Raw genomic sequence first — 19,850 nt, forward strand, 5'->3', positions numbered from 1 at the left:
GCTCCCGCTCTTTGAGGTCGATGCTCTCGGTCCCTGTTCGGGGCCGACGCGATCCAGGCTCCGGACAAAAGATTTCCACGTATCGAATGCGCGGGCCTCAGCCGGCCCGCTTCCGCTGTTCCGCCTCCAGGTCGGACCAGCGAGCGGTCGCTCGAAGGTTCTGCGGACCTCCCGACACTGCGCGTGCGATGCGCCCATGAACCCAACGGCCGGCACGACATCCGCAACTGGAGAACAAATGGCTTCGACTTCTGCTGATACCTATAGCCCGTCGCGCGACGATTTCGCCGCGATGCTCGACGAGTCCTTCGCAGGTGGCAACCTGCAGGAAAGCTCAGTCATCAAGGGCAAGGTTGTTGCAATCGAAAAGGACATGGCCGTCATCGACGTCGGCCTGAAGACTGAGGGCCGCGTTGCCCTGCGCGAATTTTCCGGCCCCGGCCGTGACAGCGAGCTCAAGGTCGGCGACGAGGTGGAAGTGTTCCTCGATCGGATCGAGAACGCTCTCGGCGAAGCCGTGCTGTCGCGCGACAAGGCGCGCCGCGAAGAGAGCTGGGGCAAGCTCGAGAAGGCTTTCCAGAACAACGAGAAGGTCAACGGCGTCATCTTCAACCAGGTCAAGGGCGGCTTCACCGTCGACCTCGACGGTGCCGTGGCCTTCCTGCCGCGTTCGCAGGTCGATATCCGTCCGATCCGCGACGTTGCGCCGCTGATGAACAACTCGCAGCCGTTCCAGATCCTCAAGATGGACCGCCGCCGCGGCAACATCGTCGTCTCCCGCCGCACGGTTCTCGAAGAGACCCGCGCCGAGCAGCGTCAGGAACTGGTGCAGAACCTCGAAGAGGGTCAGGTCATCGACGGCGTGGTCAAGAACATCACCGATTACGGTGCGTTCGTTGATCTCGGCGGCATCGACGGTCTGCTGCACGTCACCGATATCGCGTGGCGCCGCGTCAACCATCCGACCGAGGTGCTCTCGATCGGCCAGACCGTGAAGGTCAAGATCATCAAGATCAACCACGAGACGCACCGCATCTCGCTGGGCATGAAGCAGCTGTTGGACGATCCGTGGCAGGGCATCGAAGCCAAGTACCCGCTGGGTGCCCGCTTCACCGGCCGCGTCACCAACATCACCGACTACGGCGCGTTCGTCGAGCTCGAGCCGGGCATCGAAGGCCTGATCCACGTTTCCGAGATGTCGTGGACCAAAAAGAACATGCACCCCGGCAAGATCGTTTCGACCTCGCAGGAAGTCGAAGTGCAGGTGCTGGAAGTCGATTCCGTCAAGCGCCGCATCTCGCTCGGCCTCAAGCAGACCATGCGCAACCCGTGGGAGGTCTTCGTCGAAGGTCACCCGACCGGTTCGACGGTCGAGGGCGAGGTCAAGAACAAGACCGAGTTCGGTCTGTTCCTGGGCCTCGAGGGCGACGTCGACGGCATGGTCCATCTCTCCGACCTCGACTGGAAGCAGCCGGGCGAGCAGGTGATCGACAACTACAAGAAGGGCGACATGGTGAAGGCCGTGGTGCTCGATGTGGACGTCGAGAAGGAGCGCATCTCGCTCGGCATCAAGCAGCTCGAAGGCGACCCCTTCGCCGAGCCGGGCGATGTCAAGAAGGGCGCGGTCGTGACCTGCGAAGTGATCGAAGTGAAGGAGAGCGGCATCGAGGTGAAGATCACCGGTACCGACTTCACCACTTTCGTGAAGCGCTCGGAGCTCGCCCGTGACCGCAACGATCAGCGCGCCGAACGCTTCGCCGTCGGCGAGAAGGTCGATGCCCGCGTGATCCAGTTCGACAAGAAGGCCCGCAAGGTCCAGGTGTCGATCAAGGCGCTCGAAGTCGCCGAAGAGAAGGAAGCCATCGCGCAGTACGGCTCCTCCGATTCCGGTGCGACGCTCGGCGACATCCTCGGCACCGCGCTCAAGAACCGCGACAGCAAGTAAGCGAAACGCAGGTTTCGCTGCATCAAAGCCCCGGCGCGAGCCGGGGCTTTTTTGTTGTGCCTGTAGCCCGGGCTACGCGGTCTTCGTCGGGCCAGGCCTTGTTTTCTTCAAATTGCCCCGCAATTGATGTATCCAGATAAGCTGATGGTCACGCTGTGACGGCACAACCCGCTTGGCCTTTCATTTGGAGATATCCCGATGTCGCTCGATTCGGACATCATCGTCGATCGCCGCAGGATCCGCCGCAAGCTGACGTTCTGGCGCGTGGTGGCCGCGCTGATCGCGATCGCGGCAATCGCAGGCTTCGCGCTGATCGCGACACCGGGTGCGCGCGGCACGTTCGCGTCCGCCGGCTCGATCGCGCGGGTCCAGATCGAGGGCCTGATCCGCAGCGATTCCGATCGCACGCAGGCGCTGGAGCGGCTGGAGAATTCGCAGGCTGCCGCCGTCATCGTCCACATCAACTCGCCGGGCGGCACCACCGCCGGCTCCGAGCAACTCTATGATTCGCTTGTACGGCTCAAAGCCAAGAAGCCGCTCGTCGTCGTCGTCGAAGGCCTCGCCGCCTCCGGCGGCTACATCACCGCGATCGCCAGCGATCACATCATCGCCCAGCAGAGCTCGCTGGTCGGCTCGATCGGCGTGCTGTTCCAGTTTCCGAACGTCTCGGAGCTGTTGAAGACCGTCGGCGTCAAGGTCGAAGAGGTGAAGTCCACGCCGCTGAAGGCCGCGCCCAACGGTTTTGAGCCGACCAGCCCCGAGGCGCGGGCCGCGCTCGATGCGCTGGTGAAGGATTCCTACGCCTGGTTCAAGGGATTGGTGAAGGAACGGCGTGGCATGGATGACACGCAGCTCGAGAAAGTGGTCGATGGCCGTGTCTTCACCGGACGCCAGGCGATCGATCTCAAGCTGATCGACCAGATCGGCGACGAGAAGACCGCCGTGACCTGGCTGGTCGAGCAGAAGGGCGTCAAGAAGGGCCTCTCCGTGCGCGATTACAAGCTGCAGCCGCGCTTTAGTGATCTGCCGTTTCTCAAGACAGCGGCCGCAGTAACGCTGGAAGCGCTGGGTTTGGGCGCGATTGCGCATCAAATCGGGCAAACCGGCGTCGTACAGGCGGTCGATCGGCTCGGAATGGATGGAATGTTGGCCTTGTGGCAGCCGGCGGCGTCGAACTGACCGGGGCCGGGCGAGCCGTTGAGGTTTTTCCCGTTCGACGCGTGCCGGGCCAGCCCGCTTTTTCGGCATTTGTCACGCATTTTCACGACGCTCAACCTTCATTTAGCGTCTTGACAGATCACGGTATTTTCACGGAAATGGTCATCCGCACGCTCCCGGGTCCTATCTCTCGATGATCAAATCCGAACTTGTTCAGCGTATCGCCGAGCACAACCCGCATCTGTACCAGCGGGATGTCGAGAACATTGTGAATGCGATTCTCGAAGAGATCGTAGCGGCTCTCGCGCGCGGTGATCGCGTCGAGTTGCGCGGCTTCGGTGCCTTCTCGGTCAAGCATCGCCCTGCGCGTGCAGGGCGCAATCCGCGCACCGGCGCTCATGTGCCCGTCGACCAGAAGAGCGTTCCGTTCTTCAAGACCGGCAAGGAAATGCGCGAACGGCTGAATCGCGACCACCCGGATCCAGGCGCGCCGGACTGAGGCCGACCTCAGGGTTTCCCGCGGTCGCGAGAGATGCGGCCGCAAGCTTGATTCAAGGCGAGCGAGCCGAGATGCGAAAATTCCTGACCGCGCTGATCGTGATTCCGCTGGGCCTGATCCTGATGGTCTTTGCCGTCGCCAACCGGCATTTCGTCACGGTCTCGTTCGATCCCTTCGTTTCCAACGACCCGTCCTTCTCGGTCACGCTGCCGCTGTTCCTGCTCCTGATCGTGGTGGCTGCGCTTGGGGTCCTCGCGGGCGGTTGTGCCGTCTGGTTCGGCCAGCGCCACTGGCGGCGTGCGGCGCGCCGGCATGACGCGGATGCCCGGGCCGCGCGAGGCGAACTGGCCGATCTGCGGGCCCAAATGGTCGCAGCAAAGCCCGAGTCCCGGCGCCTTCCCGTTCCCTCCGGGGTAGGCCTTTACGGGCCCGTCGGGCGAGACAAGCAGCGCGCGACGTTGTAGAAGCGGCCGCAACCAAAGGCCCTGTTTTCCGGCCGCGGACCCGCGGCCTCGATTTGCTTTGAACCCATATGCTTTGAACCCATGTCCTTGGAGAACATGTCCCTGCTCGTCAAAATCTGCGGCCTGTCCACGCCCGAGACGCTCGAAACGGCGCTCGACGCGGGTGCCGACATGGTGGGGTTCGTGTTCTTCCCGCCGTCGCCGCGGCATTTGTCGCTGGAAGCCGGCCGGGAGCTCGGCCGGCAGGTGAAGCGGCGCGCGCTCAAGGTCGCGCTCACCGTCGATGCCGACGATGCCACGCTCGACAACATCATGGACGCGCTGTCGCCGGACATTTTCCAGCTTCATGGCAAGGAGAGCGTGGCGCGGCTGCGCGACATCAAGCAGCGGTTCGGTCGCCCGGTGATGAAGGTCGTGCCGGTCGCAACGTCGGCCGATCTCGCCGTGCTGGCCGGTTACGCCGCTGTCGCCGATCGCATCCTGTTCGACGCACGCGCGCCGAAAGACGCGACCCGGCCCGGCGGCTTGGGTGCACCGTTCGATTGGCACCTGCTCGAAAACCTTGAGCTCGCGCTGCCGTATATGGTTTCGGGCGGGCTGCATGCAGGGAACGTCGCCGAAGCCGTTCGCGTGACCCGCGCCGGTGGTGTCGACGTCTCCTCCGGTGTCGAGAACGCCCCGGGCGTGAAGGACCCCGAGATGATCAAGGCCTTCATTCGCGCCGCGCGCGCCAGCCAAGAGTCCAGCCAAGAGTTGAGTGTTCGATGACCACCGCCAAGCCCAATTCCTATCGCAGCGGCCCCGACGAGCGCGGCCATTTCGGCATTTTCGGCGGACGCTTCGTTGCCGAAACCCTGATGCCGCTGATCCTCGATCTGGAGAAAGCCTACACCGAGGCCAAGGCCGATCCGACCTTCCAGGTCGAGATGAACGGCTATCTCAAGAATTATGTCGGCCGGCCCTCGCCGCTCTATTTCGCCGAGCGTCTGACCGAGCATCTCGGCGGCGCAAAAATCTATCTCAAGCGTGAAGAGCTCAACCACACCGGCTCGCACAAGGTGAACAACGTGCTCGGCCAGATCATGCTGGCGCGGCGCATGGGCAAGAAGCGCATCATCGCCGAGACCGGCGCCGGCCAGCACGGTGTCGCCACCGCGACGCTGTGCGCGCGCTTCGGTCTCGACTGCGTCGTCTATATGGGCGCCGTCGACGTCGAGCGGCAGCAGCCCAACGTCATCCGCATGGAAATGCTGGGCGCAAAGGTGGTCCCGGTGCAGTCGGGTACGCGCACGCTGAAGGACGCCATGAACGAGGCGCTGCGCGACTGGGTCACCAACGTGCACAACACCTTCTACTGCATCGGCACGGTCGCGGGTCCGCATCCCTATCCGATGCTGGTGCGCGACTTCCAGTCGATCATCGGCAACGAGACCAAGGTGCAGATGCAGGAGATCGAAGGCCGCCTGCCGGATTCGCTCGTCGCCTGCATCGGCGGCGGCTCCAACGCGATGGGCCTGTTTCATCCGTTCCTCGACGATTCCACCGTCGAAATCTTCGGTGTCGAAGCTGCGGGCCACGGGCTGACGCAATTGCATGCGGCATCGATCGCGGGCGGCCGTCCCGGCGTGCTGCACGGCAATCGCACCTATCTCCTGATGGACGCCGACGGCCAGATCCAGGACGCGCATTCGATTTCCGCCGGCCTCGACTATCCCGGCATCGGCCCCGAGCACTCCTGGCTGCACGAGATCGGCCGCGTGAACTATCTCTCCGCGACCGACGACGAGGCGCTCGCAGCGTTCCAGTTGCTGTCAAAGCTGGAAGGCATCATCCCCGCGCTCGAGCCGGCACATGCCATCGCCAAGGTGATGGAGCTGGCGCCGAAGCGGACAAAAGATCACCTGATGGTCGTCAACCTCTCCGGCCGCGGCGACAAGGACGTCCCGCAGGTCGGCGACATCCTGAGGGGCAAGAGCAAGTGACCACGCGTATCGACACTCGTTTCGCCGAGCTGAAGAAAGCCGGCCGCTCGGCCTTCGTCACCTTCCTGATGGCCGGCGATCCCGATCCGGCGACCTCGCTCGAGATCATCAAGGCGCTGCCGAAATCTGGCGCCGACGTGATCGAGATCGGCATGCCTTTCACCGATCCGATGGCCGACGGTCCGTCGATCCAGGCGGCAGGCCTGCGCGCGCTCAAGGCCGGCATGACGCTGAAGAAGACGCTCGATCTCGTGCGCGGCTTCCGCAAGGACGACAACGCCACGCCGATCGTGCTGATGGGCTACTACAATCCGATCTACATCTATGGCGTCGACAAGTTCCTGGTGGATGCGAAGAGTGCCGGCATCGACGGCCTCATCATCGTCGACCTGCCGCCGGAAGAGGACGACGAGCTCTGCCTGCCCGCGATGAAGGCCGGCCTCAACTTCATCCGTCTGGCGACGCCGACCACCGACGACAAGCGACTGCCGGCCGTGCTCGCCAACACCTCGGGCTTTGTCTACTACGTCGCCATCACCGGCATCACCGGCGCGGCGGCGGCAGACGCCTCTTCAGTGAGCGAGGCGGTTACCCGCATCAAGCGGCACACCAAGCTGCCGGTCTGCGTCGGCTTCGGCATCCGCACGCCGGAGAACGCCCGCGCGATTGCCTCCCATGCCAATGGCGCCGTGGTCGGCACCGCGCTGGTCGATGCCCTCAAGAACAGCCTCGATGCGGACGGGCGCGCCACCGGCAAAACCGTCAACGCCGTCGCTGAGCTGACGGCGGCACTGGCCCAGGGCGTCAAAGGCGCGCAACAGGCGGCGGAATAGCCTTAATTCCGCTGCCAAGTCCGACGAGCAAGGCGGACGACACGGCGGCTTGCCGGGCCGGGTCCCGGCCGCCATATATCCCTTCAGGTGGTCCCCGGGCGGGATCGCACATCGGAGCAAACCATGAACTGGCTTACCAACGTGGTCCGGCCGAAGATCCGCAACATGCTGCGGCGGGAGACGCCGGAGAATCTTTGGATCAAGTGCCCGGATTCCGGACAGCTCGTGTTCTACAAGGACGTCGAGGCCAACCAGTTCGTCATCCCCGGCTCGAACTACCACATGCGCATGAACGCGGTGGCGCGCCTGAAGTCGATTTTCGACAACGAGACCTGGTACGACGTCGCGCTGCCCGACGTCACGCCCGATCCGCTCAAGTTCCGCGACGAGAAGAAGTACGTCGATCGCATCAAGGATGCCCGCGCGCGGACCAATCTGAACGACGCGATCAAGGTCGGCTACGGCAAGCTCGAAGGTGCCGCCGTCGTCGTCGCCGTGCAGGATTTCGACTTCATGGGCGGCTCGCTCGGCATGGCCGCGGGCGAAGCCATCGTGCGCGGGCTCGAGCTTGCGGTCGAGAAGAAGTCACCCTTCATCGTGTTCGCCGCCTCAGGCGGCGCGCGCATGCAGGAAGGCATCTTGTCGCTGATGCAGATGCCGCGCACCACGGTCGCGGTGCAGATGCTGCGTGAAGCAAAACAGCCCTACATCGTCGTGCTGACCAACCCGACCACCGGCGGCGTCACCGCGTCCTATGCGATGCTCGGCGACGTGCAGATCGCCGAGCCCGGTGCGCTGATCGGTTTTGCCGGCGCGCGCGTGATCGAGCAGACCATTCGCGAAAAACTTCCCGAGGGGTTTCAGCGCGCCGAATACCTCAAGGAGCACGGCATGATCGACATGGTCGTGCATCGCCACGAATTGCGCCCGACCCTGGCGCGGCTCTGCCGCCTCTTGACCAGGGCGCCGACGCTCGAGACCGCCTCGAAACCGGTGCAGCCGGTCGTGAGCCCGGCGCAGATCGTATCGGCTCCCGAGACGGCGCCGGCCGCGCCGCACGCGTGAACGCTTCCTCTGACAGTGCAAAGCCGTCGCTCGACGAATTGATCGGACGGCTGTCGGCCCTGCATCAGAAGCGCATCGATCTCGGGCTGGAGCGGATGCACCGCCTGCTCGAGCGGCTCGGTCATCCCGAGCGCAAGCTGCCGCCGGTGATCCACATCGCCGGCACCAACGGCAAGGGCTCGACGCTCGCTTATCTGCGCGCGACGCTGGAGGCAGCTAACCTGCGCGTCCACGCTTACACATCGCCCTATCTCGTTCGCATCAACGAATGTTTCCGGCTCGGCCGCGCCGGTGGCGGCGTGCTGGTCGGTGACGACGAGTTGCGCGCGGCGCTGGAAGAGGTCGAGCGTGTCAATGCCGGCGAGCCGGCCACCGTGTTCGAGCTCAAGACCGCGGCGGCGTTTCACCTGTTCGCGCAGAATCCCGCCGATGTCGTTCTGCTCGAGGTCGGCCTCGGCGGCCGGCTTGATTCGACCAACGTCGTCGACGCGCCGGCAGCCTGCGTGATCACGCCTGTTAGCATGGACCACATGGATTTCCTGGGCGACACCTTGACGTCGATCGCGGGCGAAAAGGCCGCGATCATCAAGCGTGGCGTGCCCGTGGTTTGCGCCGAGCAGTCGGGCGAGGCGATGGCCGTGATCGAGGCGCAGGCCAAGCGCATGCGCGCGCCGTTGTTTGCCGCGGGCGAGAGTTGGCATGTCAATGTCGAGCACGGGCGGTTGGTCTATTCCGATGAGCGCGGCTTGATGGATCTCACCGCGCCGCGCCTGTTCGGCCGCCACCAGTTCGACAATGCCGGCCTCGCGATCGCGACGCTGCGGGCCACCAACGCCTTCAAGATCAACCAGGCGGCGTTCGAGGCCGGGATCGTCGGTGCGGAATGGCCGGCACGGATGCAGCGCATCACGTCTGGAGAGCTGCTCTCCTGGGGCCCGCGGGGATCGGAGATCTGGCTCGACGGCGGCCATAATGCGGAAGGTGGCCGCGTCGCGGCGGCCGCGCTCGGCGATCTCGAAGAGCGGGTGTCGCGACCGCTGGTCGTGATCGCGGGCATGATGGCCAACAAGGACGCGCAAGGTTTTCTCGCCAATTTCGCCGGTTTGACCCGTCACATCATCGCGGTGCCGATTCCCGACACCGACAACGCGATGCCGGTCGACCGCCTCACGGATGCCGCCCGCAGCCTCGGCATGCGCGTCGAGCCCGCGCCCGGCATCGAGGCCGCACTGCGCGCCTTGGCGAAGCTCGCCTACGAAGTGCCGCCGCGCGTCCTGATCACCGGCTCGCTCTATCTTGCCGGCCATGTGCTGGGGCTCAACGGCACGCCTCCTGCATGATTTCTCTTGTCCCGGACGCGGTGCAGCGTGCAACGCTGCTCCGCAGAGCCGGGACCCAGAATGCCGCAACATGGGCCCCGGCTCAGCAGCGCACCGTTTCACGCTGCGCTGCGTCCGGGGCACGACAGAGTGAGAACTGCCAATGCGTTTTGCCGCGATCGCCGACGTTCACGGAAACTATCTCGCGCTGGAAGCTGTGCTCGCCGACATCCGCGCGCAAGGCATCTCTGACATCGTCAATCTCGGCGACATGCTGAGCGGCCCGCTCGATGCGCGCCGCACCATCGAAATCCTGATGAAGCTCGATGCCGTGCACGTGCTCGGCAATCACGACCGCTATCTGCTCGACCGTCCGCCGGAGAAGATGGGCTCGTGGGATCGCCCCGCCCATGCGCAACTCAATGCTGCGCAACTCGACTGGCTGCGCGCGCAACCGACGACGCGCGTGTTTCGCGATCAGGTGTTCCTCTGCCACGCGACGCCCGACAACGACGAAGTCTATTGGCTCGATACCGTGCATCCCGACGGCGCGGTGGCGCTGTCGCCCCTCGATCGCATCGAACAATTTGCGCAGGGCATCACGCAATCGCTGATCCTGTGCGCCCACACCCATCTCGCCCGTGCCGTGCGACTTCGCGACGGAAGGCTGATCGTCAATCCCGGCAGCGTCGGCAGCCCCGGCTATCGTGACAAGCATCCGTTCCCGCATGTCGTCGAGGCCGGCACGCCGCACGCGCGCTACGCGATCCTCGAGCTAGCCGATGGTGTCTGGCAGGTCACGTTCCGCCACGTCGCCTACGATCATGAGGCGATGGCCGCGCTCGCTCGCCGTAATGGCCAGCCGGAGCTGGCGAACGCGCTGGCGACGGGATGGATTGGATAGTTGTCGCGGGCTACCGGCTACAGCTGTTTTAGCAGCTTCATCGGATCCACCGCCTTCTGCTTCAGCTGCTCGAAGCTGCATTGCCGCGGTGCCTTGTCGGGGCGCCAGCGCAGGATCGAGGTGCCGTGGCGAAAGCGCTCGCCGCTGAAATGGTCATAGCAGACCTCGATCACGAGCTTCGGCCTGAGCGGGCACCACTTGGCCGAGCGCGCGGTGGACCAGCGGCTCGGCCCGCCCGGCGCGTTGCCGGTGAACCCGGGTTTCGCGACCAGCGCCTCCAGCCGATCGGTCAGATCAGGCTTTTCCGTCGCCTTGATCGCCGAGGTGAAGCCGACATGGTGCAGCAGACCTTCGTCATCGTAGAGCCCGAGCAGCAGCGAGCCAACCACGCTCCGGCCGGAGAGCCTGTTGGTGGCATAGCGGAAGCCGCCAACCACGCAATCGGCGCTGCGGAATTTCTTGATCTTCTGCATGCCGTCGCGATTTCCCGCCTGGTAGGGCAGGTCGGTGCGCTTGGCGATGACGCCGTCCGAGCCGCCGCCGGATTGCGCCAGCCATTTTTTCGCGACGGCATAGCTCGGCGTCGCCGGTGAGAGGCGGAAGATGCCGCCTTTCAGATTGGCTTTGGCAAACGCTTGCAGTGCTGGCCGCCGCTTGCCGAGCGGCTCCTTTGCAAGCTGCTTCTCCCGGGCAGTCGCAAGCAGATCGAAGGCGAGGTAGAGCGCCGGCGTTTCCTGAGAGAGCTTGTTGACGCGGCTCGAAGCGGGGTGAATGCGTTGCAGGAGCGCGTCGAAAGAAAAGCCTTTGCCGTGCGGCACGACGATCTCGCCGTCGAGCGTGAAGCGATCCGCCTTCAGCTTCAGCGCCGCGGCGACGATCTCAGGGAAATAACGCGCGAGGCCCTCGCCGGATTTCGAGCGCAGATCGACGCTGCCGCCTTTGCGCGACAGCAGGCAGCGGAAGCCGTCCCATTTCGGCTCGTACTGCCACTCCTTGCCGCGCGGGATCGTGTCGACCGAGCGCGCCTCCATGGCCACGAGAGATGTCGATTTTCGCGCGCGTCTTGCAGGGGGAGGCATGGGCGGGGACTCGTCTTACGCTGGACATGTCCCGTCAACGCAAAACGGCCGGCTTTCGCCGGCCGTTTCAAAAATAATCTTGTGCGAGCCGGGATCAGACCGCGGACGTGATCCACTGCTGCAGCTTCGCCTTCGGCGCCGCGCCGACCTGACGGGAGGCCATCTCGCCGCCCTTGAAGATCATCAGGGTCGGGATCGACATCACGCCGTACTTGGACGCAGTCTTCGGGCTCTCGTCGACGTTGAGCTTCACGATCTTGACCTTGTCGCCCATCGCGCCGGCGATCTCGTCGAGCGCGGGTGCGATCATGCGGCAGGGGCCGCACCATTCGGCCCAGAAATCAACGACCACAGGGCCGGTTGCCTTGAGCACTTCGGCTTCGAAATCGGTGTCAGAAACCTTACCAACGGCCATGGGAGTACCTCGTACCTGAGAGAAGGGCGCGACGGGAATCGCGCCAAGATCATGGCGTCAACCTATGAATGGCTCCTTGCCGGGTCAAGGACGCTCACGCCGACATGAAGGGATGCCAGCGCCGCGTCCAGCGCGGGAGCCGAAATCTCCATATATTCAAGGGCCTCGGTCCAGAGCAGGACGGCGCGGACCGGCCGTTGGGGATAAAGCCTCGATAGCACCGCCCGGTACAGCGCAAGCTGCCGGACATAAGCGACGGGCGCCGCGGTGGCGCTTTTGGGAGCGGCCTGATTGGTCTTGAAATCGACGATCAGGACCTCATCCGGGCGAACGACCAGCCGGTCGATCTGGCCGGATACCAGCGCCGGGGTGCGGCCCGGCCGCTCCAGCCTGCCGACGATCGCGACCTCCGCCCGGCTGCCGGCGGCGAAGACCGGCGCAAACCGTGGCTCGGCGATCAAGGCGAGCGCCTTGTCGGCCAGCGCAACACGGTCGGCCTCCGCCCAGTCCGCGGCGTTGCGCGCCATGAAGCCGAGCGCGGCCTCGCGCCGGCGCTCAGTGGCGATGTCGGGGAGCGATTGCAGCAGCCGGTGCACCAGCGTGCCGCGTTGCAGCGCGAGCGCGCGGGACTGCACTGATTCGCCCGACAGCACCGAGCGGCCTTCGTCGGACGACTGGCCGGAGGGACGCACCGGATCGTCGTCGATGGTCTCGCGCGGTGCCGGCGTCCGCAGCCAGTCCGGAAGCGCGGTCGCCTGATCCAACGAGGGCGCGGGCGAGCCTAGCGCCACGACATCCTCCGGTCGGGAGAAGCGCGTCACCTTTCCCAGCGGCGTCTCGATTGTCTCTTTCGCCAGGCTCGAGCCGGCGAGCCCGGTGTCGACCAGATCGTACCAGCTCAGCTTGCGGACCGTCTTCATGTTGCCGGGCATGCAGCCGCCGACGATGAGCCGATCGGCGGCGCGCGTCATCGCGACGTAGAGCAGGCGGCGATATTCGTCCTCGGTCTCCTCGAGCATCGCCTTGCGCGCCTCGACGACGGGTTTGGGATCATCCGCCTTGCGCCCGGCCCAGACCACCACCTCGCCGCCATTGCCGCGCGGGACGTGGATCAGCCGCAGCCGCTGCGAGTCCGCAGGCGACGATGTGGTGTCGACCATGAACACGACCGAGGCCTCCAGGCCCTTGGCGCCGTGCACGGTCATCACCCGCACCTCGTCGCGCGAGATCTCCATGTCGCGCTTCACCTCGGTATCGGCCGAGCGCAGCCAGGCCATGAAACCCTGCAGCGAGGCCGGCGCCTTGCGCTCGTAATTCAGCGCCAGCTCCAGGAACTCATCGAGCGCGTCATTGGCCTCATGACCGAGCCGGCGCAGCATGCGCGCGCGTCCGCCGTCGCCCCCGAGCAGCCAGGCGTAAAAGGCGAACGGCGTTTCCTCGCGGGCTCGTGTTTCGCAGGCTTCGAGGCGTCGCAACGCCGCAGTAAATTTCTCGCTTGTCGGGGCATGCTCGCCAAGCGCGCGGCGCAGCGATCCCTTGCGATCCCAGGCAAGCTGGAACAGATCGTCATCGTCGAACCCGAACAGAGGGCTCTTCAGCGCCACCGCGAGTGCGAGATCGTCCTGCGGCAGCAGCAGCGCATCGGCGAGGTTCATCAGGTCGATGATTCCGATGTGCTCGGTGAGCTTCAGCCGGTCGGCGCCGGCGACCGGAACGTTGGCGTGCTTCAGCGCCTGGATCACGGCGTCGAACGCGTTGCCGCGCCGGCGCACCAGGATCAGCATGTCGCCATAGCGCAGGGGACGCCGCTCGCCCTCGTGCCCCGTCAGCGTGCCGCTCTCGACCAGCCGCTTGATCTCGGTCTGGATCCGGCGCGCGAGCTTGACCTCGGGGCTGGTGGCGGCGACGCCGTCGAACGGCGCGCGCCAGCCCTCGATCTCCTGCCTGTCGTCGGCTTCCGCAAGGTCCCACAGCTCGATGACGCTGGGGCCTGCATCGCCGAGTGCATTGTGCAGGGGATGACCGGTCTCGACCGAATGGATGCTCTTGTAGATCGCGGGCTCGCGGAAGACGTGGTCGACCGAATGCAGGATCGCGGCGCCGGAGCGGAACGAATAGGTGAAGGCGACCGGATCGAATTTCAGCCCGGCCGCCGTGAACTTGCGGTGCAGTTCGCGCCGGCGTGCGTCGAATTCGCGGGGCTGAGCACCCTGAAAGGAGAAAATCGATTGCTTCTCGTCGCCGACAGCGAAGACGGTGCGGTTCAGGCCCTCGCGCGCGCCTGCGCCGGCGGTGAACTCCGAGATGATATGCGCGACGATGTCCCATTGCCGCGGACTGGTGTCCTGGGCTTCGTCGATCAGCACGTGATCGACGCCGCGGTCGAGCTTGTAATGCACCCAGCCCGAGGAAACGCGGTCCAGCATCGCCAGCGTCTTGTCGATGAGGTCGTCATAGTCGAGCAGCCCGCGCTCCTGCTTCTCGCGACGGTAGTTTGCGGCAGCCGCGGTCGCGATATGCAGCAGGGCCGCGGTGCGGTCGCGCATGGTCACCGCACGGCGTGCCTCGACCAATCCGCCGACGCGCTGGGCCTCGTTCTCGAACAGGCGGGCGACGGACGGGTTGTGATCGCAAAATTTCTTGGTCAGCACCGTCTTCCGCGGCAGCTTTTCGTCGGTGAGGAAGACGCTGAGATAGGCATCGACCTGCGCGCTGCCGGAAAAGACCTTTGCCTCGCGAAACCGGCTGGCCTGGTCGTTGTCGGACTTGCTGCCGTCCTCCAGCGCAAAGGCGATGTCATCCCAGCGCGATCGCGGCAGGAACGGACCGTCGACAATCTCCGTCTCGACGTCCTCGATACGATCGCTCGCGTCCACGCCTAGCGCGGCTGCCATCTGCGCGGCAGCCAGCTCCGCGCTGCCGGCTTCATCGGTCCAGGCCATGAAATGATCGCGGCTCAGACAAGCCTCGCGCACCACTTCCTTGAAGGTGACATCGGCGGCGCTCGCCATCGCGGTCAGCAGCGCGCGGCCGGTCACGCTGTCAGGGTCGCGCGCGGCCTCCAGCAGCACCTTCAGATTGGCGCGTTCCATCATGTCGGTCTGGTCGCGCTCGTCGATGACGGCGAAGCGCGCCGGCACGTTGGCCTCGAACGGAAACTGCTGGAGCAGGCGGGTGCACAGCGCGTGGATGGTCTGCACCTTCAGCCCGCCCGGCGTCTCCAGCGCGCAGGCGAACAGCTTTCGCGCTTCGCGCCGCAGTTTTCGGTCCGGATGGGGAATGCCGACGTCGCGGATCGCTGCATCAAGTGCGGTGTCGTCCAGCGTCACCCAATGCCCGAGCGTGGTGAATACACGCTCGGCCATGTTGGCGGCGGCTGCCTTGGTGAAGGTGATGCAGAGGATCTTTTCGGGCGGCACGCCCGCGAGCAGCAGGCGGATCACGCGCTGCACCAGCACGTGCGTCTTGCCCGAGCCGGCGTTGGCCGACACGAAGGCTGACGCAGTCGGGTCCGACGCGCGCCTCTGTGTGTCGCGCACGGCATCCGGGATGGGGCGTAGCGCTTTCACCATTCTTCGATCCCCAGCCCGCCGGCCGCGGACCATTCCTTGATCCGGGCCAGATCGTCATAAGTGCCGTAGCGGTTCGTCCACATCGGCAGGTTCAAGGAGGTATAGGGCTGGTTCTCGTCATCGAAGGCGCGAATCAGCGCCTCGAGCTTGGCTCTTGCCTCTGCGGCGGCAGTGTCAGGCGGCTGCGGCTCGTCGCCTTGCTTGAACTTGAGTTCGAGGATGCGTTCTTCGCCCGGCGGATTGTTGCCGCTCAGGCGAACATAGACGAGCTGGCTCACGGACGCGCCGGCGTCGATGTCGGGAAAACCGCCCTCGCGCAGGATCGCGGCTTCCAGCGTGAGCTGCGGCGACAGGCCCATGCGGACCTGCTTGCCGGTCGGCGGCTGGCCGGTCTTGTAGTCGAGGATGGCGTAGCCGCCGCCCTGCCGCCGTTCGATGCGGTCGGCGCGAGCGGAGAGACGGAAGCTGCGCCCATGGTCGAGCGGGATCGAGATCTCGCCGCGGGTTTCCGCGGTGATCGCCTCGATCACGCCGCGCCGCGCCGTCTCCCATTCGCCAAACCAGCGCGCGATGCGCTGGAAGCGCGGCCACCACAGCGCGCGCGCCTCGGGCCGCTCCATCAGCGGCTCAAAATACTTTTCGCCGATCGCACGCAGCACGCGGGCGGGATCGTCAGGCAGACGCGTTGCGTAGCGTTCGGTGAATTCGCCGAGCGCATCGTGGATCGCCGAGCCACGGTCGGCGGCCGAGAGCGGCATGTCGACGGGATCGAGCGCGTCGAGCCGCAAAATGTGTTTTGCATAGATCGTATAGGGATCGCGCAGCCAGTCCTCGATCGCGGTCACAGACATCCTGAGCGGCCGGGTCGCGCGTGGCGGGCGCGGCTCGGGCTGCTTGATCGGTCTGACCTGGTCGGGCTGGTCCAGCGCGGCTGCGAACTGCACGTATTTCTCGCCCGCGCGAATGGCGGCCTTCCAGTGCGCATCGCCAGCGACCGCCTCTAACCGGTGCAGGAAGCGCGAGGCTACCGCCGGCGCGCCGCCAGCCTTGGCGGAGTGGGTGAGGATGACCTCGTCGCCACCGAGCAGTTGCGCAAAATCATGCGCGGAGAGGCCGATACGGCGTTCCGGCAGATCGAGGCCGAGCTCGTGCCGCATCGGCCGGCTCAGCCACGGATCGATGCGCGGTGCCGGTGGCCAGACCCCCTCGATTAGCCCGCCGACGATGATGCGGTCGGCCTGCATCAGGCGCGATTCCAGCGGGCCGTAGATCTGGAGCCGCGCGCCCGGCCTGTCCCGCCGCCGCACCGCACGATCGCTGAACGCGGTCTGGAAGACGTCTGCGTAGTCGGGCAGCGTTACCATCAGTCCGCTGGTCGTGCCGCCGCGCAGGAGATCGTCGAAGGCGCTCGCGAGCGCGAGGCCTTCGCGCTCCTCGAACGCCAGCGGGACGCCATGCTCGTCGCGCGACAGCTCGATCATGATCTCGCGATGCCGATGCGCGAGTTCGGCGAAGTCATACGGTTTTGATGACGCAAGACTCTCGATCGGCGCCAAGGCTTGTCGTAAGCCATCGATCAGCGCCTGAATGCGATCGAGGTCTTCCGCTTTGAGACGTGCGCGCGGCTCGGCCTTATGCAGCGCGGAGACCTCGCTGCGCCACAGCTTTGCCAGTTCCTCGCGAAAGCGATTGAATTCGCGCAGCAGGCCGGCGGTGCCCGCGGGCGGGCGCGTGCCGCGCAACAGGGCGAGCTCCAGGCCTTCGATCGCCGCCTTCCACGCGCTAGGCACCCGCCCGAGCCGGCACAGCGGATGCTTCAGCATCGCCAGCAGTGTCGGCGGCTCCAATCCTCTGGTCGCAGCCTCCGCTGTCAGTCGCGCAAAGACGCCGGCGGACGTTTCCATCAAGACGTCGCCGCCGGAATCGTCGAATGCGAGATCCCACCGGGTCAGCGCGGCCATCACCCGCCGCGCCAGGGCGCGGTCGGGCGTGACAAGCGCCGCGGATTTGTCGAGATGTCGCGCCTCGCGCATCGCGATCGCGATCGCGAGCGCTTCCATCTCGGGATTGGGAGCTTCGACCACCGCGAGGTTCTTCATGCCGCCCGTGATCTTCGCGGCCACATCCGGCTGCTTCAGCCGGTCGTGCCAGATCTCGGTCTTGGCCGACGGCCGCATCGATTCCGACGCCAGGAGATCGCGACCGCCTTCCGCCGGGGGCTGGAGAATGTCGACGTCGCTGCGCTTGATACCAAAACGATCCAGCAGCGCGTGCATGGCATATTGCGGATGGTTCGAGACCGGATGCTCCGCGAACTTGCCGAGCGAGTCGCGTACGCCGCCGATGCTGCGCCAGGCATCGTCGTCGAGATCTGTGTCGAGGCCGGGCAGCACCACGGCGCCATGCGGCAGCGAGGCGACCGCGTGGAGAAATCTTGCCGTGGCCGGCATCGAGCCGGTCGAACCGGCCGCGATCACGGGGCCATGGCGATGCGCGGTCAGCCGCTTGGCTTCGGCGTCGATCAGGAGGTCGCGGCGGGCAGCTGGCTCGATGCGTTTGATTTCGGCGAGATGGCCGGGCCAGGCGATGCGCGCGATGCGCAGGAATTCGAGCGAATGCTGCCAGTACCGGTCGAGCATATCAGGCACGAGGCCATCGAGCGCGCTCCAGTCGACGCCGCGCGTGACCATGTCGTCGATCAGGCGCGCGAGATCGGAAGCCAGCGCCAGCGTCGAGGCGGGGCCGCCGACGACCAGCGGAGACAGCACCGGGCCCTTGGCCCAGGCCGCGACGAGCTGCGCCAGTGTCAGCCGCCGTTCGAGCTCGCCGAGCCTCGGCGGAATGTCGAGCGGCGTTGCGCTCGAAAATTGCTCGCCTTCATCGGCGAAAGCGAGCTCATCCTCGTCGATGTCGCCGAGCGCGACAATGCGCGGCAGCACGACAGCATCCGCCTTCATCTCGTCGAGGAAGATCTCGCGGACGACGCGCATGGCGCGCCGTGTCGGCAGGTACAGCGTGACATCCGCCAGCCGTGCCGGCTCCTTGCGCGCCTCAAAACCGTCGACCAGCCGGCCGTCGAGCAGGCTTGAGACGACGGTGCGCAGGAACGGAACTGAGACTGGAACGCTGAAAACGCGCATGAGCTGCCTGATTCGAAGGATCAGGCGCCAATATAGGGAGGCGGACTCAAATGGATACGGGGCGAGGGGGAATAGTCCCCGCTGTTCGCCGGACTCGCGGGTCTCGTGCCCCGGACGCAACGCGGCATGAAATGACGCGTTGCTGAGCCGGGGCCCATGCCGCGTCATCACGGCTGTGGACGTGTGGGTCCCGGCTCTGCAGCGCACCGCTGCGCGCTGCGCAGCGTCCGGGACACGAACAGCGCTGCCCTAAGCCACGCTCTCCAGAAACGCCTCTTCCGCCGCGTGCACGGCATCAGGCGTGCCGACATGCATCCAGACGCCGTCGAGGCGGAGGCCGAACAGCCGCTCCTGCTCGTTGGCGCGGTCGAACATTTTTGTCAGCGAGAACTCGCCCTGCGGCGCATCGGCGAAGATCGCGGGCGACAGGATCGCAGCGCCGGCATAGACGAACGGGACGACCTCTTTTTCCTTGCGCTTGCGCAGGGCGCCGTCGGCCAACATGCCGTAATCGCCGCGGCCGCTATAACCGATGCTGGTCGCCGTCGGCGCCATCAGCAGCAAAATGTCCATCCGCGCGGGATCGAAGTTTTCGGCGAGCCGCGTCAGGTTCGAGCGCACGCCGTCGATCCACAGCGTGTCGGAATTGACGTGAAAGAACGGTGCGTCCCCGAGCAGCGGCAGTGCCTTGACCACGCCGCCGCCGGTGCCGAGCACCTGATCGCGCTCGTCCGAGATGGTCACGCGCGGATGCTGGCGGGATGCGGTGTGATCGATGATCTGGTCCGGCAGATAATGCACGTTGACCACCGCCTCGCTCACGCCGGCCTGGCCGAGCTTGTCGAGCACGTGGTCGAGCAGCGGCTGGCCGGCCACCGGAACCATCGGTTTCGGCATCTTGTCCGTCAACGGACGCATGCGCAGGCCGAACCCTGCGGCGAGCACCATGGCTTTGGTCGGTTTGACGGACATCCTTCGCTTTCTCAGACCTACTGATTTCGCGTTCGCAGCAATCCTAACACGAGGTTCGACTGGCCGCACCGCGTCTTAACCGCCTTAACCACCTGCCGTGACGCTTGTACGACGGGTGTTGCCGTTACGCCCGGATGGCTGTGGAACGCGCCTTTTTCTTCTTGTCGCCGAGCTTGAGAAAGTTGACGCCGATCTGGTCGCCATTGACCCAGGCGAGCTCGCAGCGCCGGTACGCAAGTCCAGTGGACGACAGCAGCAGAAAAAACTCCTTCAGATGCAGGCCTTCCATCGAGCCGTCGATGGTCAGCTTGGCGCCGCTCTCGGAGACGTCCTCCATGGTGCAGTCGCGCCGCCATGTGCCGTCGATACCCATCATCTGGGCCGCGATCCCGCGCTCGAAAACAACCCGGCTGTTGCCGCGCTGGTCCGTCTTCACCGCCATCTGCCCTGCTCCAGCCCCGTAATTATCCGGCTGCCTCGCCGCCAGATTACCGGTGTCTTGG

General features: G+C 65.5%; 16 protein-coding genes. 10 read left to right on the forward strand and 6 right to left on the reverse strand.

The annotated features are described in order from the left end of the window. The first annotated feature begins 238 nt into the window (after positions 1 to 238). From rpsA to JQ591_RS06035, 10 genes are all read left to right on the forward strand, one after another. Positions 239 to 1,945, forward strand: a complete 1,707-nt coding sequence (gene rpsA, locus JQ591_RS05990; protein WP_211395101.1) for a 30S ribosomal protein S1 — start codon at positions 239 to 241, stop codon at positions 1,943 to 1,945. A gap of 198 nt (positions 1,946 to 2,143) precedes the next feature. Beyond that, positions 2,144 to 3,124: a signal peptide peptidase SppA gene (gene sppA / locus JQ591_RS05995; RefSeq protein ID WP_211395102.1), complete on the forward strand. Its 981-nt coding sequence runs from the start codon at positions 2,144 to 2,146 to the stop codon at positions 3,122 to 3,124. Positions 3,125 to 3,296: 172 nt separating this feature from the next. Further along, positions 3,297 to 3,602, forward strand: coding sequence for an integration host factor subunit beta (locus JQ591_RS06000; protein ID WP_007598410.1), 306 nt, complete (start codon positions 3,297 to 3,299; stop codon positions 3,600 to 3,602). A 71-nt stretch (positions 3,603 to 3,673) separates the two neighbouring features. Next, complete coding sequence (locus JQ591_RS06005) at positions 3,674 to 4,066, forward strand: lipopolysaccharide assembly protein LapA domain-containing protein (protein WP_211395103.1); 393 nt, start codon at positions 3,674 to 3,676, stop codon at positions 4,064 to 4,066. Between the two features lie 96 nt (positions 4,067 to 4,162). After that, positions 4,163 to 4,834, forward strand: coding sequence for a phosphoribosylanthranilate isomerase (locus JQ591_RS06010; protein ID WP_211395104.1), 672 nt, complete (start codon positions 4,163 to 4,165; stop codon positions 4,832 to 4,834). Then, a complete protein-coding gene (gene trpB / locus JQ591_RS06015) occupies positions 4,831 to 6,048 on the forward strand; it encodes a tryptophan synthase subunit beta (protein WP_211395105.1) in 1,218 nt (405 codons plus the stop codon). The genes JQ591_RS06010 and trpB overlap by 4 nt, the downstream gene beginning before the upstream one ends. After that, complete coding sequence (trpA, locus tag JQ591_RS06020; RefSeq protein ID WP_211395106.1) at positions 6,045 to 6,881, forward strand: tryptophan synthase subunit alpha; 837 nt, start codon at positions 6,045 to 6,047, stop codon at positions 6,879 to 6,881. The genes trpB and trpA overlap by 4 nt, the downstream gene beginning before the upstream one ends. Before the next feature lie 123 nt (positions 6,882 to 7,004). Continuing rightward, entirely contained in the window at positions 7,005 to 7,946 is a 942-nt protein-coding gene (gene accD, locus JQ591_RS06025; protein ID WP_211395107.1) for an acetyl-CoA carboxylase, carboxyltransferase subunit beta, read from the forward strand. Next, a complete protein-coding gene (locus JQ591_RS06030) occupies positions 7,943 to 9,286 on the forward strand; it encodes a bifunctional folylpolyglutamate synthase/dihydrofolate synthase (RefSeq protein ID WP_211395108.1) in 1,344 nt (447 codons plus the stop codon). The genes accD and JQ591_RS06030 overlap by 4 nt, the downstream gene beginning before the upstream one ends. A gap of 142 nt (positions 9,287 to 9,428) precedes the next feature. Next, a complete protein-coding gene (locus JQ591_RS06035; protein ID WP_211395109.1) occupies positions 9,429 to 10,169 on the forward strand; it encodes a metallophosphoesterase family protein in 741 nt (246 codons plus the stop codon). A gap of 17 nt (positions 10,170 to 10,186) precedes the next feature. Here JQ591_RS06035 and JQ591_RS06040 read toward each other — a convergent pair whose 3' ends face one another. From JQ591_RS06040 to JQ591_RS06065, 6 genes are all read right to left on the reverse strand, one after another. Beyond that, the gene (locus tag JQ591_RS06040; protein WP_211395594.1) at positions 10,187 to 11,200 is read right to left on the reverse strand and encodes an ATP-dependent DNA ligase; all 1,014 of its coding nucleotides are present in this window, start codon (positions 11,198 to 11,200) and stop codon (positions 10,187 to 10,189) included. Between the two features lie 142 nt (positions 11,201 to 11,342). Beyond that, positions 11,343 to 11,663 (reverse strand): thioredoxin, encoded by a 321-nt coding sequence (gene trxA / locus JQ591_RS06045; RefSeq protein ID WP_106944039.1) that lies wholly within the window; start codon positions 11,661 to 11,663, stop codon positions 11,343 to 11,345. A gap of 62 nt (positions 11,664 to 11,725) precedes the next feature. Beyond that, complete coding sequence (gene addA / locus JQ591_RS06050) at positions 11,726 to 15,235, reverse strand: double-strand break repair helicase AddA (RefSeq protein ID WP_211395110.1); 3,510 nt, start codon at positions 15,233 to 15,235, stop codon at positions 11,726 to 11,728. Next, entirely contained in the window at positions 15,229 to 18,375 is a 3,147-nt protein-coding gene (gene addB / locus JQ591_RS06055; RefSeq protein ID WP_211395111.1) for a double-strand break repair protein AddB, read from the reverse strand. Before addB ends, addA begins: the two co-directional genes overlap by 7 nt. Before the next feature lie 249 nt (positions 18,376 to 18,624). After that, positions 18,625 to 19,347, reverse strand: coding sequence for a nucleotidyltransferase family protein (locus tag JQ591_RS06060; RefSeq protein WP_211395112.1), 723 nt, complete (start codon positions 19,345 to 19,347; stop codon positions 18,625 to 18,627). 124 nt (positions 19,348 to 19,471) lie between these two features. Further along, entirely contained in the window at positions 19,472 to 19,789 is a 318-nt protein-coding gene (locus tag JQ591_RS06065) for a PilZ domain-containing protein (RefSeq protein ID WP_211395113.1), read from the reverse strand. Positions 19,790 to 19,850: the final 61 nt, after the last annotated feature.

The organism is Bradyrhizobium canariense (assembly GCF_018130465.1).
GTDB classification, from domain to species: domain Bacteria; phylum Pseudomonadota; class Alphaproteobacteria; order Rhizobiales; family Xanthobacteraceae; genus Bradyrhizobium; species Bradyrhizobium canariense_C.